The sequence below is a fragment of the Macrococcus carouselicus genome (assembly GCF_004359515.1).
GTDB classification, from domain to species: domain Bacteria; phylum Bacillota; class Bacilli; order Staphylococcales; family Staphylococcaceae; genus Macrococcus; species Macrococcus carouselicus.
This window is the reverse complement of record NZ_SCWD01000002.1, coordinates 330,954-355,927: the sequence shown is the minus strand read 5'-3', so window position 1 is coordinate 355,927 and position 24,974 is coordinate 330,954. Positions and strand designations below refer to the sequence as shown.

Below are 24,974 nucleotides of genomic sequence, written 5' to 3'. Positions count from 1 at the left end.
CTAATTAAATATCATCATTGATAAGTAGAGACCAAGCAACGTAAAGAACAGCACCGGGATGGTAATGATAATCCCTGTCTTGAAGTAAGTGCCCCAGGAAATCTTGACGCCTTTCTGACTGAGTACATGAAGCCAGAGTAACGTCGCCAGGGAACCAATCGGTGTGATTTTCGGCCCTAAGTCACTGCCGATCACATTCGCATAAGTCAGCCCCTGCTGAATCACACCTTGAGCCTGAGACTGATCGATGGCAATCAGATCAATCAGCACCGTCGGCATATTGTTCATGACCGATGAGAGAAACGCTGCCATAAAGCCCATTCCCATTATTGAACCGAATAAACCGGTCGCACTGAACTGATTGATGACGTCTGCCAGCAGACTGGTCAAGCCGACATTTCTAAGTCCGTAAACCACTACATACATCCCGATAGAGAAGAACACGATGGCCCACGGTGCATCTTTAATGACTTTCTCTGTCTGGACAGCGGGACTCGTGCGAGCGAGCAGTATAAAGATCAGTGCGATGACGCCGGCGATGATTGAGACCGGCACATGAATAAGGTCACTGATTAAATAGCCGACAAGCAGTAATCCTAGAACAATCCAGGATATCCTGAACAGTCGTACATCCTTAATCGCTGACTTCGGTTCACGCAGCATGGACTGGTCATATGTTTCAGGAACATGTCGTCTGAAGTACAGCCAGAGCACCGTGATGCTGGCGATCAGACTGAAGAGATTCGGAATGAACATAATCTTCGCATACTCCCCGAAACCGATATTGAAATAATCAGCAGATACGATATTCACGAGGTTGCTGACGACAAGCGGCAGACTCGTCGTATCCGCGATAAAACCTGATGCGATAATAAACGGAAAGACCACCTTCTCACTGAACTTCAGGTGACGGACCATTGCAAGCACAATCGGCGTCAGAATAAGCGCCGCACCATCGTTTGCGAAAAATGCGGCAACTAGTGCCCCAAGAATACAGATATAGACAAACATCAGAAACGAATTACCTTTAGCAAGACGCGTCATATGAAGCGCCGCCCATTCGAAGAAGCCGATCTCATCCAGAATAAGAGAAATCAGAATGACCGCGATGAACGTGAATGTCGCATTCCAGACAATCTTCGTCACATCGATGACATCTGTGAAATCAACAACACCGAATAATAAGGCCAGTATCGCACCACCGACTGCCGAATAGCCGATCGACAGATTTTTGGGCTGCCAGATGACAAGCGTCAGTGTCAGTAAGAAGATAAGAATCGCTATAATCGTCATTCCACTTCACCACAGCTAGTAGAGGCAGGATAACAGATACAGCGTTCGTTCGCGGTGAACAGCTGCTGATTTAAAGCCAGCCATTCAGACGTCATGCCAGAATTCAGTTTATACATGACCTTCTTGCCCTCTTTCCATGAGTCAATCAGTCCTGCAGCCACCAACTGCTTCATATGATGACTGAGCGTCGGCTGTGTCACATCGAAATGCTCGAGAATATCACAGGCACACAAGGGGCCGCATGACAGGAGATCCACAATCTCCACTCTATTTCTGTCAGATAATATTTTGAAAATCTGAGCTATTTGTTCGTAGTTCATAACCTCACTTCTTTCATATAGATAAATGTCTATGAATAGAATAAACTAAATATAGATGGCTGTCTATATTTAAAACAAAAAATATTAAGACCCACAGTTTTTCTTATACCTTCAGCACTTTGAGAATATACGATCACATAACAATCATATTAAAAAAATGTCCATCCGGATCCTGAAACATAATGCCGTAGTACCCCATGCGTTCATGCGGTGTGTTTAACAGCTTGCTGCCAAGTTCAATAATCTTGCAGCTAGCTTATCCACTTCTTTATTTGTCGAATCATCAAAAGAGATAATCATTTCGTTATGTGTAACTCTCGTCCGAAATTTTCAGCAACCGCTTTCTTCTGAAAGAACATCAGAACTTGATTGCCTCACTTAAAAGCAACACGTGCAGCACCACCAACAGAATTCGTCATTCCAAGATCTTCGTAGAAATGAATCATTTTGTCAATATCCGCAGCAGGCAGGTTAATCCAGTATGAATTCATGTTGGGTCTCCTTTTATTTTTAAGGTAACTGTAAGATTACTGCATCCTCTCTTCTGTTATATTGAAATTATCACTATAACCGAGGTGTCCAATGATTAAAATTGATGGTGAAATCACGATTCCCGCGCCGTATCATATTGTATCTGTTTTGTTTGAGGTAGATCAGATTAAACGGGTCAATCCGAAGATTAATAAGATTGAAACGCTTTTTGAAACCCCCGATAGGGTCGGTTCCCGTTATCTTCAGTACTACGATGAGCACAGGGGGGACATTTGTGTTTGATAATGAGGTGACAGCTTACAGCAAATCACATGCTGCGATGCATTACGAATCAGTCGCCCGTCTCAGAAATACTTACATGATGAAGGTTCTGTATTCGGTCACCAGGATTGATGCGACTCATACGCATGTCTACTATATGACAACGACAGAAGGTCAGAATTTCTTCGGCAGGCTGATGGTTTTTCTGACGCCAAAGAAGAAGAATAGAACTATCGTCAGTGATTTCCTGCGTAATCTTAAAAAGGTCGCTTTAGAGGACTACCGAAAAAAAGAAAATGAAACTTCACAATTTCCTTACAGATAGTTCTATAATGGATTTATCTATTCAAAGGAGTGTTGTCTGTGTTTTATTTGTTGATTGCATTAGCTATTGGTATCGGTGTTCCTATACAGACAGCCATTAACTCGAGGCTGCGTTCATATGTTCTTTCGCCGTTCGTCGCTTCTTTCGTCTCATTTTTAGTAGGGACGATTTTCCTACTCTTCGTGACGCTGTTTACGAAGCATACTGTGCTGATTCCACGTGACGTATTCACCGATTCACCTTGGTGGCTCTGGATAGGGGGTCTGCTCGGCGTTATCAGTCTGACGGGAAATATCCTGCTCTTCCCGAAACTTGGCGGTGTACAGACAGTGATTCTGCCGATTCTCGGTCAGATTTTCGCGAGTATGGCCATCGATCATTTCGGTCTGTTCGGTTCACCAGAGATTCCTTTTTCAGTTATCCGTGCGGTCGGTGTCGTGCTGCTCATCGGTGGCATTCTCGCAGTCATCGTACTGCCTGATTACTTCCGGAAACGTCATGGTCATGCGCCAGACGCCACCTCTGCCGGCAAGCTGCCTTATCAGCTCTTCGGTATACTGGCCGGTATGATGATGGCGACTCAATCTGCTATTAACGGTCAGTTAGGCCAGGCACTTGACTCTCCTATCCATGCAGCCTTTATCTCATTTGTTGTCGGGACCATTCTGTTATTGATCGGCATCACCTTCATCTTGCGCAATGTGCAGAATATCCGGCTTGGATTCGGACAGGGTAAGCCAAAGTGGATTTTCCTGGGTGGTATCTTAGGTGCGTTCTTCGTGCTGACGATGGCAGCCCTTGTTCCTATCCTCGGTACCGGCCTTGTAGTCGTTGCCTGTCTGTTCGGTCAGCTGTTCTGCAGTATCGCCATCGACCAGTTTGGCTGGTTCAGCACTCCTAAAGTACCCGTCACCCTCATCCAGATTGTGGGATTTCTGCTGATGATTACAGGTGTCATCTTAATTAAATTGGTGTAGAGAAAAAGAGTGGCCGCGGCCGCTCTTTATTCATTGATGACATCAAACGTCTCTGGATAGAAGTTATACTGCATATGGTCAAACGGGAACAGACGAACAATTACCTCACCTACCACATCCTTTTTATGGATCAGGCCCAGTTCATAACGACTGTCACTGCTGTTGTCCCTATTATCTCCAAGCACCAGATAACGACCGGCCGGAATTTCAGACTCACCATCTGAATGAACAAGTTCTTTCACTGAGATATTCTCTGTTAAGTATTTATTTTTCTTGTGTCGTTTATTCTCATCAAGATAATGCTCAGTCACTTTCTTGCCGTTGATCAGCAGTTCATCATTTCTATACTCAACCGTATCACCGGATATACCAATCAGACGTTTGATATAGTCCTTGTCTTTTGTCGCATGAAAGATAATGACATCCCCTCTTTGTATCGTATCCATCGTCTTCGCTATTTTGCTTACGACCAGACGATCCTGATTATGGAAAGTGGGTGACATCGATTCACCACTTACTTGATACTGAGTAAAGAAAAACGTTTTGATGATGAGAAAAGCAAGCACACTGATAGTAATCGTAAGCAACCATTCTTTAATTTCTTGATTCATAAGTGCCCCCACAGTTTTTCTATATATTACCACGGCGACTCGGAATAATCTCGTCATAACCTGCTGTTCAACTCTGAAAGTATGATATTAGAGACCTAACTGGAATTTAATCATTTTATTTTCTCATTGAAAATGAAAACAGGAAAATAGGCGACCTATTTTCCTGTTTTCCATACAGATATTCACTTCCTGATACTCATCAGGCCTCTCTGAGGAAGGCTTATCTCTTATTTATTCTGTGCTGCGAATGCTTTACTGATCTGCTCTAATTTCTCTGGTGCATCCATGATGTCCATCACTACTTCAACAAAGTGCATTTTGTCTTTATTGTCGTTGATGGCGTTCATAGCTTTTTTCAGTTCGTTCGCTGTAGATGCTTTCTGCGTTATGACATGATCTTTTCCACCGAATGTAGCTGGTAATGCTGTGTAATCCCACATCTGAATATCGTTATACACTTCTTTTTCACCATGGATCAGACGTTCTACTGTATAACCGTCATTATTGATCAGGAAGATGACTGGTTTCAGCTGATGTCGGATCATGGTTGATAATTCCTGTGCTGTCAACTGAAATGAGCCGTCGCCGATAAGCAGGACGTTACGACGTTCTTTATCGGCCAGCTGTGTTCCGAGCAGTGCAGGCAATGTATAACCGATTGAACCCCATAACGGCTGACCGATGAATTTATTACCCGTGTACAGGGGCAAGTCATAGGCCCCGAAGAATGATGTCCCTTGTTCTGCAAGCAGGATATCATCTTTTTCGAGGAAGTCTGTGATGAGTTTGAAATAATTGTCCTGTTTCAGTGGCTCATCATTCAATACGTAGTCTGTCGCACCTTCGCGGCTGAATGTCGGGAATTCTGACTCGTTTCTGTAGTCAATGGTCAAAAGACCGTTCATCAAGTCACGTATAGAGACGTCCGAATCGAATGTATTTCTGTATCTGAACTCACCGTCATTCATGAAGATGACGTCTTTCAGATGGAATGTATAAGTGAAGCCGCCTGTCGCTGAGTCCGTCAGTTTAGCACCTAAGTTGATGATGCAGTCGCTGCCGTCCACATATTCATTCACCTGCTGATGGGCGAATTTACCATCGTAAATACCGATATAATAAGGGTTCTCTTCATTGAACGCCCCTTTACCCAGTGATAACTGGGCCACTGGAATCCGGGTTTGATTGACGAATTCCTCAAGTTCGCTGTGCAGATTGAATGAATTAATTTCGTGACCGACGAGTAAGACGGGACGCTCTGACTGTTCAAGGCGTTCTGTCACCTGTGTCATATAGCTCGTGACGTCCTGTGTGATCAGCGGCTTCACTTCCGCTTCGTCCACTTCAATCTCAGCCATCGCCACGTCAATCGGCATATGGATATGGACTGGACGTTTGAATCTGACCGCTTTCGCGATGATACGCGGAATCTCAACTGCTGCGTTTTCCTTTGTCAGATAAACCTGCCCGCAAGTAATCGGCTCAAACATCTTACGGTAGTCATTGAACCGACCTTCACCTAATGAGTGATGGATGTACTTACCGGCCTGCTCCACTACTGTCGTCGGTGCGCCTGTGATGGCAATGACGGGTACACGTTCAGCGTACGAACCGGCAATTCCGTTGACGGCACTCAGTTCCCCGACACCGAACGTTGTAACGAGTGCACCAAGACCCTTCATGCGTGCGTAGCCATCTGCTGCATAGCTGCCGTTCAGTTCATTCGTATTGCCGACCCACTCGACTTTGTCGTGGCTGACGATATCATCAAGGAATGTCAGATTGAAATCACCAGGTACACCGAATATTTTGTCGACACCATAGACACTGATCTGATCGATCAAATACTGACCTACTCTTCTTTTCATGTTCATCATCCTTTTCTCCAATTAATAACTTAAGTATAGTCTTCTCAGTTATTTAAGTCAATATAGTTGACCTATCAAACTCGTCATATCCTCTGAATTGTTCTATAATGAAGGCAATAATAATGAGGTGATACCATGAAAACGAATGATCAGGATTTAATGCTTTTTTATTTTGGATACCAGACTTTTATCAAGACCGCTGACGATATTATTGAGCAGTATGATATGAAACGCCAGCATCACCGTTTCTTGTTCTTCATCAGTAAACTACCGGGTATTACCGTCAAGGACTTACTTCAGCTGATGGAAATCTCCAAGCAGGGTTCTCATGAGACATTGAAGACGCTGAAAGCAAAAAAGCTGATAGAAGAACGGCCGGCAGAACACGACAGACGAATGAAACAGCTCTATGCGACTACTGAAGGTAAAGCGTTGATAGACAAGCTGAACAAGGCTCAACTCGAACTCTTTCAGACCATCTTTGATGAGGAAGGAGCAGACTGGCATGCTGTGATTGAAGCATTCGCCGCAAAAAGACCGGGATATGAGATCATCAGCCATTTTAAAGACAAAAAAAAGAGTGATTAACTCGCCTCTGCTACGCTTTAGTTTCCGTTGAACATCCAGTACACACCGCATTGATCAGTCAAAGCCCCCATCATCCCGCCCCAGAACTGCTTTCCAAGCGGTATTTCTATATGGGTATCGGGATGCTCAGCAATCTTAATGTCAGGGGTGCAACCTTCATTTCCATTTGTTATTTAAAAGACACTGTATAGACCTCTGTCTTGTCAATCCGCAACAGAATATTCAGCCGTCTTTTTCCTCAGTAAAGAATGTCTGCAGGAAATGTTCGCTGTCCCGAGTCTTCGTCGTAAGAAATCTTTTCCCAAATTCATCCAGTAAACCATGAAACTCTTTAGCCTCAGCATTTGTGAAGTCATCTATTCGGACTTCCTTCTTGAATTTGTCGTAGCTCTCAGTGTTAGTATAACCCAGCTGCTTATACAGTCGTCTCGTGTAGCTGTCCGGAATAAATTCAACGCGTTCAAAGAGATAGACGAGGAGCACATCTGCCGTCTCCGGTCCGATGCCACGCAATTTCAGCAGTTCTGTACGAAGTGCTGCACCGAAATATTCATCGATACGCTTATAATTGAAATCATAGTCGCTCAGCCATTCCAGTAAAGTCATCAGTGCCTTTGATTTATTATGATAGAAGCCACTGGGTCTGATAAGTTCCTGCAGCTCCTCTATAGTCAGCGATAGAATCTTCTCCGCGTCGAAGTCGTTTTTCTCCTGAATATTATGAAGAGACTTCTCAACATTATTCCAGTTCGTATTCTGCACCAGGATTGCACCGATCATCATCTCAATCTCACTATCCGCAGGCCACCAGCCGAGCGGACCTAGTTCTGCATAAAGCAGGTCGTAAAGTTCCCTCGAAGTCAGCATTCTAACTCCTTCTCATATATAAAATCCGTCTGTGGGTCATCACCCATCATAAAGACATGTTCTCCTGTCTTCTGAAAGCCTTCTTTCTTATAGAATGCGATCGCCTGAGCATTATGTTCCCAGACACCGAGCCAGATTCTGGACTTTTCTTTAGCGGCTGCCACTTCGTAAGCTTTTTTCATTAGAGCCTGACCGATTCCCTGTCGGTGAAAGGCAGAACGGATATAGATACGTTCGACTTCAAGCGCACGATTGCCCATATCCTCTGACTGCGCATCCCTTATGTTGAGCTTCAAGTAACCTGCTATACCTTCTTTTGTCTCTGCGAAGTAGAAAAATGAGTCCGGATTCTCCAGTTCATCTGTCAATTTCTGAGTATTGTAAGCTGCCTTTAAGTGATTCATCAGATGTGTCTCACTATTATCTGCCTCAAACGTCTCCCTGAACGTCTCTCTGCTGATTGTCTGCAGCGCCTGTACATCCTTCACTTCAATCTCCCTGATCAATGCCTCCATTATATCCCTCCTTCACAGATCTGTTCATCTTAATCACTCTATTCTCTTCCCATGTCAATCCATGTAGAAACAAAAAACGGTCAGATTATTCATCTGTCCACTTATCGATGATGACTTTTAACAGTGCAACTGAATCCTGAGACGTTCTAGCATTATAGTACTTACTGAATCGTTCATCAGCGATAGACATCTCCCCTAGATTACGATGGGATTCCCGGCTAACGGTGCCATTATTCCGGGCTACTTTCTATGAGCCCGGAACGTTGCTTCAGCATGCATACAGCTCTCGATACAGACCACTTTTATTGATGGAATATAAATAAAGTAAAAAAATTGTAAATATTATTACAAATCAAGACAAAAAGTAATATTTGTAATATTATAGAATCATAAATAATGGAAAAGGAAGGTATATCATGAAAATTATATCAGGTTCTTTGATGAGCAAAACAGCTTTAACAGCTGCTATTCTACTGACCGCGTCTTATCCTAGTGTCTATGCGTCTCAGAATCAAAACACATCTGGGACTGAATACCAGCAGCCATCTGAAAAAATCGTATTAAGCTCTGACAATCCAACGGACTTTGACCCATCTTGGTTAACGCCGGTACGTCTAGACAAGGTCAATCAATTAACGCAGATGAAAGACTCCGGCCAATTGTCACAGGATGATTATAATGCACAAGTATCAGCTATCATGAACGAGCAGATTGAAGATCATAATAATGATGGCAAGACACCTGACGGCATGATTAATTTAAATGACACCTTGCCACACGGCTTTGACACTTCATGGCTGACACAAGATCGTCAGCAACGCGTTAATGAACTCGCACAGCAGAAGGACAATGGTTCATTGACACAATATGATTTCAATAAAATGGTTTCAGATATCATGAATGAGCAATTATCAGAACAGCATTCAAATATGACAGAAGTACCGACTACTGAAAACCCACTTAAAGTGGAGCAAATTCAAACTGACAGCCCTATCCTTACAACAGACACACCCGTACAAGTAGTCACTACAGAGGAGCCTGTTCAAAAAACAATTGAACAGCCGACAACAGAAGTAATGCAATTACCAGATACAGGCGAAGAACAATCAAACTATCCTGCTATATTTGTGGGTCTTACCTTAATAGCAGGCGCACTGCTGATGCTCTTTACAAGAAAACGTGTTCAGAAATAATGAAGTACAACAGAAGACCGCTCAAAAGAGTGGTCTTTATTTGTGTTGCTGCTCAGGTGCTAAGCTAAGTTGAGCAGTTAATCATTTAAGTTCAATCCAGAACCGACGAACTTCCATTCCATCATCCTGCCTGTACCTCTCACCTTCCCGACCGCCTGCTTTGATGATAACTTTGGCTGATGCAGGATTATCTTCATCGCATGTAACGAGAGCCCGCTCAACATTCAACGTTTTCAGATACTCCAGTGAAGTCCTCAGAATGGCTAAAGCATATCCTTTGTTCCGCTCACTAGGTCTTACACCATAACCTACGTGCCCTCCTGTCTGAAGAAGCGCTTCATTCAGATAATGTCTAATATTACCGGCGCCGACAATTCTACCACCTACAAAGTAGAAGAACGTCGTATTGGTCACCCAGTCCTCTCCTGATTCCCGTTGGTTCAGGCCGCTCAGGAAATCGTCAAAGCGGTTATAACGGCTATAATTCGTTGCTGACGGCACCATTTCATCCGGAACCGGCCACTCGTTATAATAATCCATAAAAGCGGTCTCATCTGCTTCTGTCAGTTTTCTGAATTCCATCAGACCACCCCCTCTTTCTCCAGATCATTATTTCTGTCAAAGAGACTGTAAAGCATACAGACTGCCCCGAGTGTCACAATAACTGCCATTACACCACTCATAGCCAGTGGATTAAGATAAGCGCCTAATATAATACCTGACTTACTTAATAGATCTGCCCCGTTAAATCCAAGATTGCTGAACGCACCATAAGCGCCCCTTTTATCAGGTGGTATCAGATCAAGCTCCTCTGCATTTTTTATAGGTGCATAGATTAATTCACCGAGTGTTGCGATCAGTATGGCTATTACAATCAGCCACCATACATTGGCTGAAGTCAGCACAGTATATCCTATTCCGTACATCAAAAATCCTATTGTCATCACTCGCTTCAAAGGTAACTTCGCGACCACTCTGGAGACGAGGAACGTACAGCTCACCACTGTCAATGTATTAATGATATTAATCGCTGAGAACATTCTGACACCTGTCAGTTTGAATCCGAAGATTTCTTCGGTACGGAATGTTTCTGCTAATCTGACTGCCACATAACTGCTTGTAGAAAGCTCTGCGCACATAATGAACACACCTCCCAATACGAGTATGACGAATGGTTTATTTTTTGATACTTCTGCATATGAATGAAGTAAATCCCTGAAGACATTCGCGTGTGCTTTTTCTCTGATAAATACGTATGTTTCTTCAATGATAAGGTGATATATCACTGCGATGAATAACGTGATAACCCCTAGCATAAAAAATAACAGAACCTTATGCTCATGATAAAGAACTCCACCGATGGCAGCACCTAATGCTATCGATAAATTGACAAGCCAGTAATCCAGCTGATAGATTAACTTCCTGTTTTCCGGTGTTGCAGAGTCCTGTACAAGGGCTCTAAACGCTGGTCGTTTTAACGTAGTAGCCGTAAGACTCATCATAAAAAAAATTAAGAATAAATGAATCTGATTCAAATAAACGGTCCATGCCATCAAACTCAGAAATAAGCCATCCATATATGAGAGAAAGACCAGTAATTTTTTCCGAGGAAGCCGGTCACAAATATACCCCGCAATAATGTTAATGATAAATGAAAAGAGCACCGTGAGAGATAAAAATAATCCTGCGAATGTTCTGCTGACTTCCTCCGTCAGATATAATGCCATAAAAGGGAATACGGCGCTTGCTGCAATTCTACTGATAAATGACCCCCATAACCGCACATGAATATTAACCGGCAAATCTCTTATACGCATTGTCAGTCCCTCCTTGTTGTAATAAGCTTATTACAGACATCACAAATAAAAAATGGACACATCCTTTCATATGTCCACTTATGGGAGGGAATATGGAAAAACATCTGCTCAGCCTATACCAGTTCAAAAATCAGCCTATTCCTCAAAGCCAACTTGCTCAACAGATCGGCCTCAGCCAAAAGCAATTATCCCGCAACTTAAAACGCTGGCAAAGTGAAGGGATTCTTTCTTACAGAAGTGGGAAGGGTCGGGGGCAGTATTCCATTATCAACTGGCATACTGATATTGAGGAGGACTATTATCAGCAGGTCAAAAAGTTACTGAATCATGGTTATTCCGAAGAAGCTTTACCTTATCTGTCATGGCCCTGGAGCAGTCTAGCTCATCAGAAGTTAATCACAAAATCCAATAAGCTGCTTGGGTTTACCAAGACAGCGGCAAATGAGGACAGACTGACTATTACGAAACGTCACAGTCTATTATCCACTCGCCCTTTTGAGGTGCTTGAAGCAAAAAATGCAAGTGTTCTTATGAGTGTGTATGACACGTTATTCAAAGTGACTGATGACCATCATGTTACCTTCAAGCTGGCTCATCATTATGATCTCCATGAACATTCAATCGATATTTATCTCCGTCCACATGTCAGGTTCCATGACGGCTCCTATCTGACTTCAAATGATGTCAAACATACGCTGGAATATGCCATGCAGCATTCTCATACACAAGATATGCTTGATGAAGTCAATGATATCCATCTTATCGATGAGTTATCGCTCACAATTTATTTCGGTCGCTGCCCTCAGATTTTAGCCCTGCTCAGCTCGGTATCGCTTAGTATCTTCAAAGAAATAGACGGCAGATATATCGGTACCGGCCCTTATTTCATTAAACGCGACAATCACTATACTACCATTCTGAAGCGGTTTGAAGGCTACTATAACTCAACTGCATTTATCGATGAAATCGAGATGGTCTATATTCCGGATATCAAAGAGCCGGTTATCGGTGATCCGCAACAGCCCTCAACCACTCTGACAAAGAATATCGGTTTCTTCTATATGTGCCAGAATCCAGAAAGCCAACTGACTGCTGATCAGAAACAGTTTCTGAAATTCATACTTAAGGAAGAGTACTATGCACTTATAGAAGCAGTTAAACCAAAAGTACTCAACCATTCTCGATATATCGAATCTCAGGAACTATCACGTCCAGCGTTTGATGCCCCCGTAAAAATTGACTGCATTGAGATCAAGGAGAGCAGTAGAGAGGCTTTTCAGGCTATATTCGATCGCTACGATATTCCTTTTGAATTAATCAATCATCCGTTTACTGTCTCAATTGATAGAAAAACGGATCTGTCAGGAGATTATTATTTCTTCGGAGAATACCTGGATATTCCTGAATCACTTGCCTACTATCAGTTTCTGTTCGGCGCATCTTCCAGTATTCACCGATTGATGAGGGGTTACAAGTGGTTTGAAAGTATACGTCAGCTCTACCAGCGCTATCCTTATGAACGATGGGGACAGCTGAACAGACTGGTGGACCGCAAGCTGGATCAGTATGCTATATTCTATCCTCTTTATACTGTACCAGTCAGTCTGACATTTGACCGCACCTTGGAGGGCCTCTCCGTCAATCAATATGGCTTCATTGATTTTTATCAGATTTGGCGCAAACCCAGTAAAAAAGCGAGTCATCATTGAGTGAATGATGACTCGCTTTTTATTGATTATGCGAAGCGATTGTTCTGTTTCTTTTTGTAGTAGTAGATCGGCACACCGAGTAATGTGATACCGATACCGATTAAGGCAAGTGCCGTTTGAGTAAACAGTGTGTTACCTAATACGAAGAGACCGGATAATAACGCGATAAGGGGAATGACCGGGTAAAGCGGCACTCTGTATGGACGTTCTAGGTTTGGTTCTTTCTTTCTGAGGACCATCACAGCCAAGAATGTCATACAGTAGAAGAACCATATAACGAAGACCAGCATGTTGGTGATGGTTTCGAATGCACCCATTGTAACCATTACCATTGCGATGATGAAAAGAATCAGACCACTGAACCATGGCGCACCTGATTTTGAAACCTTAAGGAACTGATTGCTGAATGGTAACATTCTGTTCTCCGCCATCGCGTAAGGAACACGCATACCAGTCATGGTGTAACCGTTCATTGAACCGTAGATAGAAATCATGATACCCATTGTGATTAATTTACCACCTTGGTCACCGAATAATCTCATTGCTGTATCAGCAGCTGCGTTTTCATTACCTGCAAGTGCTGAGATAGGTAATGTCAGCATGAATGCTGCGTTAACTAATAAGTAAACAGCCATTACAAGTCCGATACCTACTGAGATTGCAAGAGGTAAGTCTTTTTTAGGGTTTTTCATTTCCCCGGCAATGTTACCTACGTGCATCCAGCCATCATAAGCGAACATTGTTGCCAGTAAGCCGGTACCGATGATTGAGAATAAGCTGCCGCTTCCACTGTCCATCGGAGGGAATAATGAGAAGTCAACTTTGTCCGACTGCATTAAGCCAAAGACAATAATCAGTACAAGCGGGATTAATTTGACCACTAATGTGACTGACTGTAACATACCGCCAGCTTTTGAGCCCATCAAGTTAATGAGAAATACAGTTAAAGCTGATAAGAATGCGATGGGTAACAGAAGGCCTTTGTCTAAATGGAATAAGTTGATCAACTGTGTTGAAAAGATAATGGCTTGTGCTGCGACGTTTGCCGGGAAGTAGATGAAGGCAAGCGCCCAACCTGATAAGAAGCCCCAGAAATCACCAAACGTCCGTTCAAGATATTTTGTCATTCCCCCTGTCTCGGGAATAGCGGCTGCAAGTTCTGAGGCTGTTAAACCACCACAGATAGTCATGATACCACCGAGTATCCAGACCAGGAACGTTAAACCGACCGAATCAGTCGTTTCAGTAACTGCTGAAACTTTGAAGAAGACACCTGATCCGATGACTGTCCCCATAACGAGCGCGAGCGCCGGAAAAAAGCCGATACTCTTTTTTAACTCTGTTTTCTCTGACATGTTCTTTCTCTCCTTTTATACTTTGATCCTTGAAAGCAATTACATTATATAATAAATAAAAGCGTTAAAGTGAGATAAAATTGTGTATATTTAACGTTTTTATGAACATTCACAAATGTTAAAAACGCACTTGACATTTCAAGTGCGTTTTTGCTATTTGCCTAAATATTTTTCGATGTAAAAAGCTGATTCTTCTATAGATTTGTATTCTGTATTGATTACTGTCGCATTCAGACGCTGGAATACTTCTTCCGCATAACTCAGCTCTTCTTTGATGCGCTTTAAGTTGTTATAGTTTGATTCCTGACGCAGTCCAAGTACTTTTACGCGCTCTGTACGGATGTTTGCAATATAGTCAGGACTCGCTGTCAGCCCGAATACACGCAGACCTTTCTGACGATACACTTCTTCAGGTATCGGTGATTCCGGTACAAGCGGAATATTAGCGATCTTATAACCTTTATTGGCCAGATACATACTGAGCGGTGTCTTAGATGTACGTGACACACCCACTATGACGGCATCTGCTTCCTGCAGATTCGTGAAGTTCTTACCGTCATCGTATTTAACCGAGTACTCCATCGCTTCGATACGCTTGAAGTAATTTTCATCCAGCTTGCGAAAAGCGCCTCGCTCCATAAGGGGGTCCATACCGGTATGCCGCTGAATGACATGAATAAGTCCTGTCATATAATCGATATAGGAAATCTCTTCACGCTCAGCAAATGTCTGACCGAACGCATTAAGCTCTTCGTCAACAAGTGTCGTGACAATGATGGCATTATTCTTCTTCGCCAGATTCAGGATATTCGTCAGGCTCTCTTTGTCATGGATAAAGGAGAACTTCTTGATTTCAATCGTCTCGATTGTCGGAAACTGCGTCAGCGTCGCCTGTATCATACGCTGCGCAGTCTCTCCGATAGAATCGGAAATAACATATATTTTTAAGTCGTCCAAGCAACCGCCCCCTATTTACTCTGAGCCGCTGCCAGACGTGCACCCGGTACACGGTATGGTGAACATGACACATAGTCGATCGCGAGCGTGTTGAAATAGTTGATAGATTTCGGGTCACCACCCAGTTCACCGCAGACACCAATCTTGATATCAGGTTTAACTGACTTCGCCTGTTCAACAGCAATCTTGATTAAGCGCCCAATTCCGTCAACGTCTAAAGTCTGGAACGGGTCAATTGCGAGAATATCATCATTCATGTAGTCATTGATAAATTTACCCGCGTCATCACGTGAGAAACCATAAGTCAGCTGTGTTAAATCATTGGTTCCGAAGCTGAAGAAGTCACATTCTTTCGCTAAGTCGCCAGCGATGAGGCAGGCACGCGGCGTTTCAATCATAGTACCGATTTTGTAATCCACTGTAATGTTCAGTTCATTGATTTTACGCTCGATGACGGCTTTTAAGTGGTTGAATTCTTCAATTGTTGAGACAAGCGGAATCATGATTTCAGGCTGGCAGTTGATACCTTCGTCTTTCAGTTGCTGCACACTTGTCATCATCGCCTCTACCTGCATCTCATACAGTTCAGGATAAGTGATTGCTAAGCGGCAGCCACGGTGACCGAGCATCGGATTCACTTCCTGTAATTCAAGAATACGACGTTCTAACTTTTCAACTGATAAACCCAGCTGACCTGCCACTGCTGCGATTTCTTCTTGTTCTTTAGGCACGAATTCATGTAACGGTGGATCAAGCAGACGCACGATTGTCGGTCTCTCGCCTGACAGACGGAAGATTTTCTCGAAGTCCTCTGCCTGGTATTTCTTCAGTTCATCAAGAGCTGCCACGCGCTCGTCGTGAGTGGAAGCGATGATAAAGCGTCGCATCTGAATCAGACGCTCCTCGCCGAAGAACATATGCTCAGTACGGACAAGACCGATACCGACTGCCCCGAACTCATAGCCTGCCGTGATATCCTGTTCCGTCTCTGCATTCATACGGACTTTCAGACGTGCCACTTCATCTGTCCAACCCATGAACTGTTCGAATTCGGCACTGTGCTCAGCATTCATTGTGCTGACTTCACCGTGGTAGATGCGTCCTGTTGAACCATCGACTGAGATGATATCACCCTCAGCGAGTTCACCGTTCGGAAACTTGACTGTCTTATTCTTGGTATCGATATCCAGATCTGAACAACCTGTCACACAGCATTTACCCATCCCACGTGCAACAACTGCCGCGTGTGAAGTCATACCGCCGTGCGTCGTCACAATCGCTTCACTGGCAATCATCCCTTCGATATCTTCCGGGGATGTCTCCGGACGCACTAAGATGACTTTCTCGCCTGCTTCAGCTTTCAATTTTGCGTCAGCTGCCGAGAAGACAATCTGACCTGTCGCTGCACCGGGACTTGCAGGCAGACCGATAGGGGAAATCACTTCTGCTTCTTCAAGTGCCTGTGTATCAAATGCCGGGTGAAGGAGCTGGTCGATTGATTTAGTTTCTACCATAGAAACTGCCTCTTCTTTGGAAAGAACACCTTCCTCCACCATATCAACCGCAATCTTCATCGCAGCTTTCGCTGTACGCTTACCGTTACGCGTCTGGAGGATAAAGAGTTTCTCGTCTTCAATCGTGAACTCGATGTCCTGCATATCATGATAATGCGCTTCAAGTTTATGTGTCACATCTACAAATGCCTGGTAGACAGCAGGCATCTGCGTATTTAACGTCTCGATTTCTTTCGGCGTGCGAATCCCCGCCACAACGTCCTCGCCTTGCGCGTTCAGCAAGTACTCACCGTATAATTTGTTCTCACCAGTAGAAGGATTACGGGTGAACGCCACACCTGTCCCGCTCTTCTCACCACTGTTCCCGAAGACCATCTCCTGGACATTGACAGCTGTACCGATATCATGCGGAATGTCATTGAGTTCGCGGTAGATACGGGCACGGTCATTATTCCATGATTTGAAGACCGCTTCAATCGCTGCATTCAACTGTTCAAGGGGATCCTGCGGGAAAGGTTTGTAGACCTCTTCCATATAGACTTCCTTGAAACGTTCACAGATTTCCCTCAGATCTTCAGCCGGAATATCCGCATCTGTCGTATAACCTTTCTGTTTTTTGAAATCATTGAAATATGATTCGAATGCATGCATCGGAATTTCGTATACAACTTGACCGAACATCTGTAAGAGACGACGGTAACAGTCATAAGCGAAACGTGCATCGTTGGTATTATTAGCAAGCTTTTCAACGTTCTCGTCATTGAGTCCTAAGTTCAGAATCGTATCCATCATCCCTGGCATTGAGATTTTCGCACCACTACGTACTGATACCAATAATAAAGAATCCGCTGAGAATTCTTTACCTGTCTTGTTGTAAAGCGCCTGTAACTGCTCTTCAAGCTCAGATTTCACTTCATCAGACAACCCGCCGTTATCGAGGTACTGGATACAGGCTTCCGTTGTGATCGTGAAACCGTTCGGAACAGGAAGCCCGAGCCTCATCATCTCTGATAAGTTCGCGCCCTTCCCGCCTAATAAATCCTTCATTGACTGCTGACCTTCTTCAAACGCATAAATAAACTTGCTCATTGATTTCACCTCATTGTTTAATGTGTTATACTATTTTAACATTAGTATGTCATATAAAAAAATAAATAACAACGATAAATATCACAATATGTAAAATAGCCCATTCCGAAGAATGGGCTATTATAAATTGACTTAATCGCTGACAGATTATCAGACGGATCATAAAAAAGAGACTGGAACTTATTCCAGTCTCGTCAAATTAAATTGCATTGACATCTATTTCAATATCGATAGAGTTTTTCAGCGCTTTGGAATAAGGACAGTAATGATGCGCTTTATCTACATAATCTTCTGCTTCTTCCTGCGACATATTGTGCAGGGTCACTTCAAGCGCAGCCGCTAACTTGACCCCTCCATCCGCTTTATCAGGTAACAATGATGCTGTGACTCTCACTTCTGGTTCTGCATCTTCTACTTTCGCATTCTTCAGAATAAAAATCAGCGCATTATTAAAACAAGCACTGTAGCCCGCCGCAAATAACTGTTCTGGATTAGACTCAGTCGTTGCCTGGCCGCCCATTTCTTTCGGTGTCGCGATATCTAAATAGAATGTATTATCTTCACTGAAGACCTTACCATCTCTGCCGCCCTTACTGATAACAGTTGTTTCATATAACGGTCTGACCATGCTTATCTCTCCTTCTCTATATTAATTAAATCATTTAAGTTATATTAATGATTATACTGCTTAAATATCTTTAAGTCAATCGCACGCGACTGAAAGGAGTCTAAATGAAATCACATTCAAATCAACTTGCTGACCAACTCTGCTTTTCTGTTTATAATGCAAGCCGCCTTTTTATTAAGTTCTATCATCAGGCACTGTCAGAATTTGAACTGACCTATCCCCAGTATCTTGTATTAATGATTCTATGGGAAAAAGATGAACAGCCTTTACACGAAATCGGCAGCCAGCTCAATCTTGCAAGCAATACCCTGACCCCTCTCCTCAAGCGAATGGAGCATGCAGGCTGGATTGAGCGACGCGCCTCAGAAAGCGATAAACGCCAGCTGTACGTATGTCTGACGGAAAAAGGACGTCAGCACGAATCCATTATTTTCACTAAAATCCAGCATTGCGTCTCTGATCAAAATATTGACCTGAATTTCCTACAGGAAACCCATAGGATGACGCAGCAACTTGAACAGCAGCTGAAAGAAATCATCAAGAAATAGAAGGGACCGTGCACATGCACGGTCCCTTCTATAAAGTTGACAAGTGATGAACTAGCTTTTAATGTTCCTCATTGATGATAGCGAAATATGCTCTAGACGTAATCCAGTACATCAGACCATACACTAACATGATGCTCACTGCAACACTGAGATAACTGGTTAAAAAGAGTGAAACATCACGAATGCCAAGTATACCCATCAGCTGATAAATAATCTTCGAAGCAAAAGCGGTATGAATAATCGCGGTCAGAATCGGCAGTGCAAAAATCCAGAAAATCTGTTTGTTGATACTTGTCTTGATCAATGACTCTGGCAATCCGACTTTCTTCATAATCTGATAGTTCTCCTTATCTTCATAACCTTCTGATATCTGTTTGTAGTAGAGAATCAGGAACATACCGGCCAACAAAATAATCGATACAACAATACCAATAAAGATTAAGCCGCCGTTCACTTCGTACATTTCTTTAGAGATATCTTTTTTATTTGATACTTCTATGTCATATTTTTTCTCGATCTTAGGAATCATTTTTTCAAAATGAGAGGAATCACCTTTAACGTTAAAAGATAAACTATAACTAATACTTGCTGGAACATAATCACGTGTTTCTAAATCCAAATCTTTATATGACTGAGCAAGTCTATTTAACTCAGCATCGTCTTTTACAACAATATACATAGCATCTATTGCTATTGACGAACCTAAATAATTCTTATCCATATTAATGACTTCATATTTTTCATTAGCAAGTGTTATTTCTTTAAAGTGAGAAAATCTATCAGCGTTTGAACTGGTAGCAATTTCATTATCTTTTAACTTTAAATGTTCACCATTATTAGAGTTATGCCCTTGTACTGTCGTTACAACGCTGTAAAATGAATTTTTGATATTTTTCTGTGAGGGCTTCATTTCCAGCGGTTCAAAATTACCTCCTCGATTATACATACCAATAAAAAGTCCATGCATTTCTCTGAAGTAATCGACTTTCGCATACTGTTTAATATCTCTTTTCAAATATTTCATCTGGTTTTCTGCTTGTTTTCGTGTCAATGAAATATCATAATCTTGCTTCTGACCGCTTTCTATCTGTGTTTCTATTCCTCTATATGCTGTAAGTGTCATACCCAGTGTCACTATCAGGAATGTACAAAGTATGGCAATACTCGCCAGTCCCACGGCATTCGCACGCATTCTTGATAACAGTCCTGAAATAGAGATAAAATTTTGCGGTCGATAATAGATAGAACTGATTTTCTGCAGATACTGCAGCACTAAAATAATGAGTGACATAAATAAGAGATACGTACTGATTGTAACGAGCAGAACAGCGAAAAATGTATTCTGCAACGAACTGACAACTCCTACCGTTGTAAGAGCCACATAGTAGGCAGTGCCTAAACCAATAATACCCAGGACAAACAAAGTAATAATAACCCATCTTCTTCGCTTCTTCTCTCCTGCTTTCTGACTCTTCATAAGTTGTAGAGGATTACTATAGGTCAGAATAACGTTGTTAATCATAAAGATAAGCAGCATCAATAAAAATAACAGACCTAACATAATGGATGCAGCGCGCATATCAAATGGATAATCCATCAATTTGATACCGGTACCTTCAACCAGACGATTCAGTATCATAAACACTAAATTACCGAATAAATACCCGCCTGTAATACTAATCAATGAAATAAGGACGTATTGAATAACCGCTTCAAAAGCCAGGATGAGTCTTAGATGTTTTTTCTCCATCCCTAATATAGTATTAAGGGCAAACTCCTTCTTCCTCTGTTTCATTACAAATCGATTGGCATAAACGACAAATACAACTGTAAGTATAGATGCCAGCACATTAGCGTAACCAATTAACTGTGGTAAATTTCTATGTCTCTTCTGTATATAGTCATTGCTCATCAACGACAGCATAATATATTCCAGACCAAACATCAAACTGGCCGCCAGAATAAAAGGCAGCATAATTTTGCTTAGTGATCTGAAATTACGTATGACCAGTTTCCATATTAGACTGAGGGTCATGACTACTCACCTCTTTCGTTCAGCATTGCAATGCTATCTGAGATCCGCTTCTGAAAATCAGGTCTTGTATCACGGCCTCTGTAGATTTCGTGATACAGAATGCCATCTTTAATAAACAGGACTCTATCCGCATAGGCCGCGTCAATAATCGAGTGGGTTACCATCAGGATAGTCTGTTGTTCTTTGTTAATTTGTCTGAACAGGTTCATGATATCTTCTGAAGTTTTGGAATCAAGCGCCCCGGTCGGCTCATCTGCAAGGAGCAGGCTCGGCTGTGAAATGAGTGCTCGTGCAATGGCGATACGCTGTTGCTGCCCACCCGATATCTGATAAGGATACTTATCTAGCAGCTGACTGATACCGAGCGGTTCAATGATGCGGTTCAATCTATCGTTCATTAGACTAGGTTTGACATTTGATAAGACCAGCGGCAGGAGAATGTTATCACGGTTCGTCATCGTATGCAGGACATTGAAATCCTGAAAGACAAAGCCGAGGACATCGCGACGGAACTTAGCAACTGCGCTTTGTTTAAGCTGTCCGACATTCTGGTTGTTGATAATCACCGTACCTTCAGTCGGTTTATCGAAAGTCGCTATAATATTCAGTAGTGTGGATTTTCCTGAACCTGATTCGCCCATGATTGCGACAAACTCTCCATCCTCTACTGAAAATGTCATGTCTTTTAAGGCCATTGTCTGATTGGCACCTTTTCCAAATACTTTCCGGACATTTCTGATTTCTAACATATCCCTCACCCTTTCTGTTATTACCATTATCATAAAACAGCACAAAACCGGCTGCCTTTATCTATTCTTACAAAGACAGCCGGTTATCTTACAAAAATGTAAGGTTAGTCAGTTGAAGTTAAATGTACCGAGAATATCGTTCCTTGCCCCAGCTCCGATGAAACGGTGATCTGCTGATTCAGTTTCCTGGAAATATTCTCTGCGATAAATAGACCGATACCACTTGATTTGTCACTGAGGCGGCCATTAAATCCCGAGAAACCACGATCAAATATTTTAGGCAGATCTCCTGCGCTGATGCCCACCCCGTTATCACGGACAGATAGCGTGCTGGACTTCTCGTCGTATTCAATCCAGACATCCTTGCCACGTGCATACTTCAGCGCATTATTAAGCAGCTGTTCAATCAGAATGCTCATCCATTTTGCATCCGTCAGCACTTCAGACTGAATAGGTTCATAATGAAGTCGTGTTTGATAATGGATGAACTGAATCGAATATCGTTTAATCAGCGGCTTAATTAAATCATCAAGCCTGACTGGAGCAAATACCATATCTGTGCTGTTATTCATCAGCTTCAAATAACTGAGTGTTAAATTTGTATAATTATCAATCTGCAGAATTTCATGCCGCACCCTCCTGACTACATCATCGTCAGGAGATTCAAGTATCAGCTTTGTTGCTGTAATAGGTGTCTTCATCTGATGGACCCATAATAGAAAATAAGATTCAATTTCATGCTGATAATCAATCTGCTCATTACGCATCTGTGTCAGCTGTTCTTGCAGTTCCGCATTCTGTTCTTTAAGTGCAACTTCTTCTTTGTAAGAAACGAATCTGACGAACAAATATATAAAAGTGACAAATACTGTAATACAGGTTGCTAAATAATAGGCTGCCATCGTCAGATTAAATAAAAAGAAAACAATGAGAAACAAAATAAGAATACTAAAAAAATAAATCAGTTCAAGACGTCGGCTCTTCAGGAACGGGCCTATCATAAGCCCACCGCATAACCGATATTCTTTTTCGTCGTAATAAAGTCATTGAGACCCAGTGACTGTAACTTTTTACGGAGACGTGTCATATTAACGGCAAGTGTATTATCATCAATAAAATGTTCTGACTCCCAGCATTTTTCAATCAGTGCATTCCGGCTGACAAACTGACCTTTGTGCTTGAAAAGCATAGCAAGTATCTGGAGTTCAGTGTGCGTCAGACTGATATGCTCACTCCTGTAATACATTCTCGCCTCGTCAACCGCCAGTTTGCATCCTGCTACCCCCAGTTCATTCTTTGTCTCTATAAAATCATAAGTGCGGCGCAGCAAGGCCTGAATCTTACTAATCGTCACTGACATATTGAACGGCTTTTCGATGAAATCATCAGCGCCCATCTGCATCGCCATCACCTGATCCATTGAATCAGTGCGTGAACTAATAAAGATAATCGGCACGTTGGAAGTCTGCCTGATCTGCTGACACCAATGATAGCCATTGAATGATGGGAGATTAATATCCATCAACACTAAATGAGGTTCATAGGTCTCAAACTCATCCAAGATGTTATTAAAATCCTGGATGATTAGCGGATTGAACTGCCAACGACTCAGTTCATTCTTTAAAGCATGCGCAATGACAGAATCATCTTCTATTATCAGTATATTCATAGTCTCACCCTCACTTGCCTAGTTGTAATAGTTGCTTGAGCACATCTTTAATATTGAAATAAGAAAATAGCTCGAGCTATTCTCTAATTATACCGAACTTCTTTTATAATGCTTGCTACTATTTCCTCTTGAGACCACTCATCTGTAATCAGTTTCTCGCTGTCAATACTCAAAACATCTTTCTCAAGATACCATCTTTTCATTTCATCTTCCCCAAATGTCACATTTTTAAATCGATGACGTTTCAAAGTTTCTTCAAAAGAAATATCGAAATAAAAAACGTAGACTTCTGGATTATATCTCTGGTACAGTTCCCTTAACATATCCCCGTGCTTACGATTAGTGAGAATGCCCTCTAAAATAACATACTGACAATTTTCCATACCAAAATGAACTAATGTCTCTAGTAAATCCGTAGATATAGATCCAACCTGATCTTTTACTCGCAGCATCTGTCTTCTCACTACATCTTGCGACACCAGCATCGTGCCTTCACCTAGCTCTTCTTGTAACAGTTGAGCAGTAGAAGTCTTGCCACTTGCTGAATTTCCCCTCAATATAATAAGTCTTGGCGTCATGTTTCTCCTCCACTCATCCCGATTAATCTTTAATAATAGTTACGATTTCCGACTTCAAATTTTTAAAAAGCCAGTCTTTTTGCGCTTCTGTCAGAAAACCGGCAATTGCCCCATAGTCAGTATAATCTTTGTCTCGAATTGAACTGGCATCTAATTTATAAAGCAATTGTATTTCAGGTGATAATACAGACAAACCATTATCTAGTCTCACAAACAGCCTTTCGCTATCGCCTTGGATTCTCTTATCTCTTTTATATTTCCATTTCTCTCTTTCCGTCTCTATTAACATAACCTCAAACTTAAAAGGAGATGACTCGTCTTTACACACCCACAAGCTGTAACTGTCGTCTATTTTCTGACCATTCCATTTTTCAAGAATTCCATTTTTCGCTGTGAAAATGGTATAGTCTTCTAAGTAATCAAACAATCTATTCTGGTCAATACTTAAAATGACGACATCCATATCTACATGGACACGCGTCTGTTGACCCATATACAAATCAATCGCCCATCCTCCTGCAAATGCCCACTGAAATTCTGCATGCTCTAATAATATTTTAATATCGGTCACTGAGTAAGGTTGCCAGTTGTTAAAGTCTGTTCTCTTCATCCCATTCCCACACATCGCTTCGACCTTTCAATAAATACTCTATAATTGTTCCAACAACAAGCAGAATTACTGCGATACTTCCACCTATAATGAAAATTATTTTTAATGATAAGATCAGCATACAGCCTACTATGAGGAAAGCAAATGAAAGAGCCATATTTTCTAATGTCAATAGATAAATATCTTTCTTACGATTAATCAAGAAATTTCCATCGGCTGGAAAAGTATGAAGACGTTTACACGTTAATTTCATTAAGTTCCAAAATTGATAAGCGAAGAGCACCGTAATCAGCAGCCATTTTAAGAAATCTTTTTCCGTGCTGATGGCTACTATTACCAGTATGAAAACCACAATAAACTTGATATCCTGTCGCTTATTCACTTAGCAACCCTCCCCATACATTTA

The 24,974-nt window shown here is 42.1% G+C and carries 26 protein-coding genes and 1 pseudogene; 7 read left to right on the top strand and 20 right to left on the bottom strand.

What is annotated here, in order from left to right:
- Both ERX40_RS07990 and ERX40_RS07985 read right to left on the bottom strand, forming a co-directional pair.
- On the bottom strand, nucleotides 1–1,293 hold the full coding sequence (locus tag ERX40_RS07990) for an arsenic transporter (protein WP_133417975.1): 1,293 nt from the start codon (nucleotides 1,291–1,293) through the stop codon (nucleotides 1–3).
- The gene (locus ERX40_RS07985) at nucleotides 1,290–1,613 is read right to left on the bottom strand and encodes an ArsR/SmtB family transcription factor (RefSeq protein ID WP_133417974.1); all 324 of its coding nucleotides are present in this window, start codon (nucleotides 1,611–1,613) and stop codon (nucleotides 1,290–1,292) included. The genes ERX40_RS07990 and ERX40_RS07985 overlap by 4 nt, the downstream gene beginning before the upstream one ends.
- A gap of 582 nt (nucleotides 1,614–2,195) precedes the next feature.
- Between ERX40_RS07985 and ERX40_RS07980 the strand changes: the two genes are divergently transcribed.
- From ERX40_RS07980 to ERX40_RS07970, 3 genes are read left to right on the top strand one after another with little or no spacing between them, the layout of a single operon-like run.
- Nucleotides 2,196–2,387, top strand: a complete 192-nt coding sequence (locus ERX40_RS07980) for a hypothetical protein (protein WP_133417973.1) — start codon at nucleotides 2,196–2,198, stop codon at nucleotides 2,385–2,387.
- On the top strand, nucleotides 2,380–2,691 hold the full coding sequence (locus ERX40_RS07975) for a hypothetical protein (RefSeq protein ID WP_133417972.1): 312 nt from the start codon (nucleotides 2,380–2,382) through the stop codon (nucleotides 2,689–2,691). Before ERX40_RS07980 ends, ERX40_RS07975 begins: the two co-directional genes overlap by 8 nt.
- A 38-nt stretch (nucleotides 2,692–2,729) precedes the next feature.
- Entirely contained in the window at nucleotides 2,730–3,668 is a 939-nt protein-coding gene (locus tag ERX40_RS07970) for a DMT family transporter (protein ID WP_133417971.1), read from the top strand.
- Nucleotides 3,669–3,694: 26 nt separating this feature from the next.
- Here the strand turns inward: ERX40_RS07970 and lepB are convergent, their stop codons facing one another.
- Complete coding sequence (gene lepB / locus ERX40_RS07965; protein ID WP_133417970.1) at nucleotides 3,695–4,279, bottom strand: signal peptidase I; 585 nt, start codon at nucleotides 4,277–4,279, stop codon at nucleotides 3,695–3,697.
- A 227-nt stretch (nucleotides 4,280–4,506) separates the two neighbouring features.
- A complete protein-coding gene (locus tag ERX40_RS07960) occupies nucleotides 4,507–6,147 on the bottom strand; it encodes an alpha-keto acid decarboxylase family protein (protein WP_133417969.1) in 1,641 nt (546 codons plus the stop codon).
- Between the two features lie 135 nt (nucleotides 6,148–6,282).
- Between ERX40_RS07960 and ERX40_RS07955 the strand changes: the two genes are divergently transcribed.
- The gene (locus ERX40_RS07955; RefSeq protein ID WP_133417968.1) at nucleotides 6,283–6,735 is read left to right on the top strand and encodes a MarR family winged helix-turn-helix transcriptional regulator; all 453 of its coding nucleotides are present in this window, start codon (nucleotides 6,283–6,285) and stop codon (nucleotides 6,733–6,735) included.
- A 222-nt stretch (nucleotides 6,736–6,957) separates the two neighbouring features.
- Here the strand turns inward: ERX40_RS07955 and ERX40_RS07950 are convergent, their stop codons facing one another.
- The 3 genes and pseudogenes from ERX40_RS07950 to ERX40_RS11605 all read right to left on the bottom strand — a co-directional run.
- Entirely contained in the window at nucleotides 6,958–7,602 is a 645-nt protein-coding gene (locus tag ERX40_RS07950) for an endonuclease III domain-containing protein (protein ID WP_133417967.1), read from the bottom strand.
- The gene (locus tag ERX40_RS07945; protein ID WP_133417966.1) at nucleotides 7,596–8,117 is read right to left on the bottom strand and encodes a GNAT family N-acetyltransferase; all 522 of its coding nucleotides are present in this window, start codon (nucleotides 8,115–8,117) and stop codon (nucleotides 7,596–7,598) included. Before ERX40_RS07945 ends, ERX40_RS07950 begins: the two co-directional genes overlap by 7 nt.
- An 85-nt stretch (nucleotides 8,118–8,202) precedes the next feature.
- Nucleotides 8,203–8,337: pseudogene (locus tag ERX40_RS11605) on the bottom strand (MerR family transcriptional regulator); the annotation flags it as partial.
- 196 nt (nucleotides 8,338–8,533) lie between these two features.
- Here ERX40_RS11605 and ERX40_RS07940 point away from each other — a divergent pair.
- Nucleotides 8,534–9,310 (top strand): LPXTG cell wall anchor domain-containing protein, encoded by a 777-nt coding sequence (locus ERX40_RS07940; RefSeq protein ID WP_133417965.1) that lies wholly within the window; start codon nucleotides 8,534–8,536, stop codon nucleotides 9,308–9,310.
- A gap of 81 nt (nucleotides 9,311–9,391) precedes the next feature.
- Here the strand turns inward: ERX40_RS07940 and ERX40_RS07935 are convergent, their stop codons facing one another.
- Complete coding sequence (locus ERX40_RS07935; protein ID WP_243713006.1) at nucleotides 9,392–9,892, bottom strand: GNAT family N-acetyltransferase; 501 nt, start codon at nucleotides 9,890–9,892, stop codon at nucleotides 9,392–9,394.
- Nucleotides 9,892–11,127, bottom strand: a complete 1,236-nt coding sequence (locus tag ERX40_RS07930) for an MFS transporter (protein WP_133417963.1) — start codon at nucleotides 11,125–11,127, stop codon at nucleotides 9,892–9,894. Before ERX40_RS07930 ends, ERX40_RS07935 begins: the two co-directional genes overlap by 1 nt.
- Nucleotides 11,128–11,219: 92 nt before the next feature.
- Here ERX40_RS07930 and ERX40_RS07925 point away from each other — a divergent pair, with 92 nt between their 5' ends.
- Complete coding sequence (locus tag ERX40_RS07925; protein WP_165980716.1) at nucleotides 11,220–12,836, top strand: ABC transporter substrate-binding protein; 1,617 nt, start codon at nucleotides 11,220–11,222, stop codon at nucleotides 12,834–12,836.
- A 26-nt stretch (nucleotides 12,837–12,862) separates the two neighbouring features.
- On the opposite strand, the gene ERX40_RS07920 is transcribed toward ERX40_RS07925, so the two are convergent.
- From ERX40_RS07920 to ERX40_RS07905, 4 genes are all read right to left on the bottom strand, one after another.
- On the bottom strand, nucleotides 12,863–14,191 hold the full coding sequence (locus tag ERX40_RS07920) for an APC family permease (protein WP_133417961.1): 1,329 nt from the start codon (nucleotides 14,189–14,191) through the stop codon (nucleotides 12,863–12,865).
- 153 nt (nucleotides 14,192–14,344) lie between these two features.
- Nucleotides 14,345–15,148 (bottom strand): pyruvate, water dikinase regulatory protein, encoded by an 804-nt coding sequence (locus tag ERX40_RS07915; protein WP_243713004.1) that lies wholly within the window; start codon nucleotides 15,146–15,148, stop codon nucleotides 14,345–14,347.
- Nucleotides 15,149–15,159: 11 nt separating this feature from the next.
- A complete protein-coding gene (gene ppdK, locus ERX40_RS07910; RefSeq protein ID WP_133417959.1) occupies nucleotides 15,160–17,751 on the bottom strand; it encodes a pyruvate, phosphate dikinase in 2,592 nt (863 codons plus the stop codon).
- Between the two features lie 199 nt (nucleotides 17,752–17,950).
- Nucleotides 17,951–18,379 carry an organic hydroperoxide resistance protein gene (locus ERX40_RS07905; protein ID WP_133417958.1) on the bottom strand — a complete coding sequence of 143 codons (429 nt, stop codon included), beginning with the start codon at nucleotides 18,377–18,379 and terminating at the stop codon, nucleotides 17,951–17,953.
- Nucleotides 18,380–18,483: 104 nt separating this feature from the next.
- Between ERX40_RS07905 and ERX40_RS07900 the strand changes: the two genes are divergently transcribed.
- A complete protein-coding gene (locus ERX40_RS07900; RefSeq protein ID WP_133417957.1) occupies nucleotides 18,484–18,927 on the top strand; it encodes a MarR family winged helix-turn-helix transcriptional regulator in 444 nt (147 codons plus the stop codon).
- Between the two features lie 58 nt (nucleotides 18,928–18,985).
- Here ERX40_RS07900 and ERX40_RS07895 read toward each other — a convergent pair whose 3' ends face one another.
- From ERX40_RS07895 to ERX40_RS07865, 7 genes are all read right to left on the bottom strand, one after another.
- A complete protein-coding gene (locus ERX40_RS07895; protein WP_243713002.1) occupies nucleotides 18,986–20,872 on the bottom strand; it encodes an FtsX-like permease family protein in 1,887 nt (628 codons plus the stop codon).
- 92 nt (nucleotides 20,873–20,964) lie between these two features.
- Nucleotides 20,965–21,711, bottom strand: coding sequence for an ABC transporter ATP-binding protein (locus tag ERX40_RS07890; protein ID WP_133417955.1), 747 nt, complete (start codon nucleotides 21,709–21,711; stop codon nucleotides 20,965–20,967).
- Between the two features lie 104 nt (nucleotides 21,712–21,815).
- On the bottom strand, nucleotides 21,816–22,712 hold the full coding sequence (locus ERX40_RS07885; RefSeq protein WP_133417954.1) for a sensor histidine kinase: 897 nt from the start codon (nucleotides 22,710–22,712) through the stop codon (nucleotides 21,816–21,818).
- On the bottom strand, nucleotides 22,709–23,380 hold the full coding sequence (locus ERX40_RS07880) for a response regulator transcription factor (RefSeq protein WP_133417953.1): 672 nt from the start codon (nucleotides 23,378–23,380) through the stop codon (nucleotides 22,709–22,711). Before ERX40_RS07880 ends, ERX40_RS07885 begins: the two co-directional genes overlap by 4 nt.
- An 83-nt stretch (nucleotides 23,381–23,463) precedes the next feature.
- On the bottom strand, nucleotides 23,464–23,958 hold the full coding sequence (locus tag ERX40_RS07875; RefSeq protein WP_133417952.1) for a kinase: 495 nt from the start codon (nucleotides 23,956–23,958) through the stop codon (nucleotides 23,464–23,466).
- Nucleotides 23,959–23,980: 22 nt separating this feature from the next.
- A complete protein-coding gene (locus ERX40_RS07870; protein WP_133417951.1) occupies nucleotides 23,981–24,568 on the bottom strand; it encodes a nucleotidyltransferase domain-containing protein in 588 nt (195 codons plus the stop codon).
- The gene (locus ERX40_RS07865; RefSeq protein WP_133417950.1) at nucleotides 24,549–24,950 is read right to left on the bottom strand and encodes a hypothetical protein; all 402 of its coding nucleotides are present in this window, start codon (nucleotides 24,948–24,950) and stop codon (nucleotides 24,549–24,551) included. The genes ERX40_RS07870 and ERX40_RS07865 overlap by 20 nt, the downstream gene beginning before the upstream one ends.
- Between the last annotated feature and the right edge of the window lie 24 nt (nucleotides 24,951–24,974).

Bases quoted from the DNA above. Each gene is read 5' to 3' on its own strand.
- ERX40_RS07955 (WP_133417968.1), top strand. From the start codon at position 6,283: ATGAAAACGAATGATCAGGATTTAATGCTTTTTTATTTTGGATACCAG.
- ERX40_RS07885 (WP_133417954.1), bottom strand. From the start codon at position 22,712: ATGATAGGCCCGTTCCTGAAGAGCCGACGTCTTGAACTGATTTATTTT.
- ERX40_RS07935 (WP_243713006.1), bottom strand. From the start codon at position 9,892: ATGGAATTCAGAAAACTGACAGAAGCAGATGAGACCGCTTTTATGGAT.
- ERX40_RS07960 (WP_133417969.1), bottom strand. From the start codon at position 6,147: ATGAAAAGAAGAGTAGGTCAGTATTTGATCGATCAGATCAGTGTCTAT.
- ERX40_RS07905 (WP_133417958.1), bottom strand. From the start codon at position 18,379: ATGGTCAGACCGTTATATGAAACAACTGTTATCAGTAAGGGCGGCAGA.
- ppdK (WP_133417959.1), bottom strand. From the start codon at position 17,751: ATGAGCAAGTTTATTTATGCGTTTGAAGAAGGTCAGCAGTCAATGAAG.
- ERX40_RS07900 (WP_133417957.1), top strand. From the start codon at position 18,484: ATGAAATCACATTCAAATCAACTTGCTGACCAACTCTGCTTTTCTGTT.
- ERX40_RS07930 (WP_133417963.1), bottom strand. From the start codon at position 11,127: ATGCGTATAAGAGATTTGCCGGTTAATATTCATGTGCGGTTATGGGGG.
- ERX40_RS07895 (WP_243713002.1), bottom strand. From the start codon at position 20,872: ATGTTTGGTCTGGAATATATTATGCTGTCGTTGATGAGCAATGACTAT.
- lepB (WP_133417970.1), bottom strand. From the start codon at position 4,279: ATGAATCAAGAAATTAAAGAATGGTTGCTTACGATTACTATCAGTGTG.
- ERX40_RS07945 (WP_133417966.1), bottom strand. From the start codon at position 8,117: ATGGAGGCATTGATCAGGGAGATTGAAGTGAAGGATGTACAGGCGCTG.
- ERX40_RS07870 (WP_133417951.1), bottom strand. From the start codon at position 24,568: ATGAAGAGAACAGACTTTAACAACTGGCAACCTTACTCAGTGACCGAT.
- ERX40_RS07875 (WP_133417952.1), bottom strand. From the start codon at position 23,958: ATGACGCCAAGACTTATTATATTGAGGGGAAATTCAGCAAGTGGCAAG.
- ERX40_RS07990 (WP_133417975.1), bottom strand. From the start codon at position 1,293: ATGACGATTATAGCGATTCTTATCTTCTTACTGACACTGACGCTTGTC.
- ERX40_RS07980 (WP_133417973.1), top strand. From the start codon at position 2,196: ATGATTAAAATTGATGGTGAAATCACGATTCCCGCGCCGTATCATATT.
- ERX40_RS07940 (WP_133417965.1), top strand. From the start codon at position 8,534: ATGAAAATTATATCAGGTTCTTTGATGAGCAAAACAGCTTTAACAGCT.
- ERX40_RS07880 (WP_133417953.1), bottom strand. From the start codon at position 23,380: ATGAATATACTGATAATAGAAGATGATTCTGTCATTGCGCATGCTTTA.
- ERX40_RS07925 (WP_165980716.1), top strand. From the start codon at position 11,220: ATGGAAAAACATCTGCTCAGCCTATACCAGTTCAAAAATCAGCCTATT.
- ERX40_RS07985 (WP_133417974.1), bottom strand. From the start codon at position 1,613: ATGAACTACGAACAAATAGCTCAGATTTTCAAAATATTATCTGACAGA.
- ERX40_RS07920 (WP_133417961.1), bottom strand. From the start codon at position 14,191: ATGTCAGAGAAAACAGAGTTAAAAAAGAGTATCGGCTTTTTTCCGGCG.
- ERX40_RS07890 (WP_133417955.1), bottom strand. From the start codon at position 21,711: ATGTTAGAAATCAGAAATGTCCGGAAAGTATTTGGAAAAGGTGCCAAT.
- ERX40_RS07950 (WP_133417967.1), bottom strand. From the start codon at position 7,602: ATGCTGACTTCGAGGGAACTTTACGACCTGCTTTATGCAGAACTAGGT.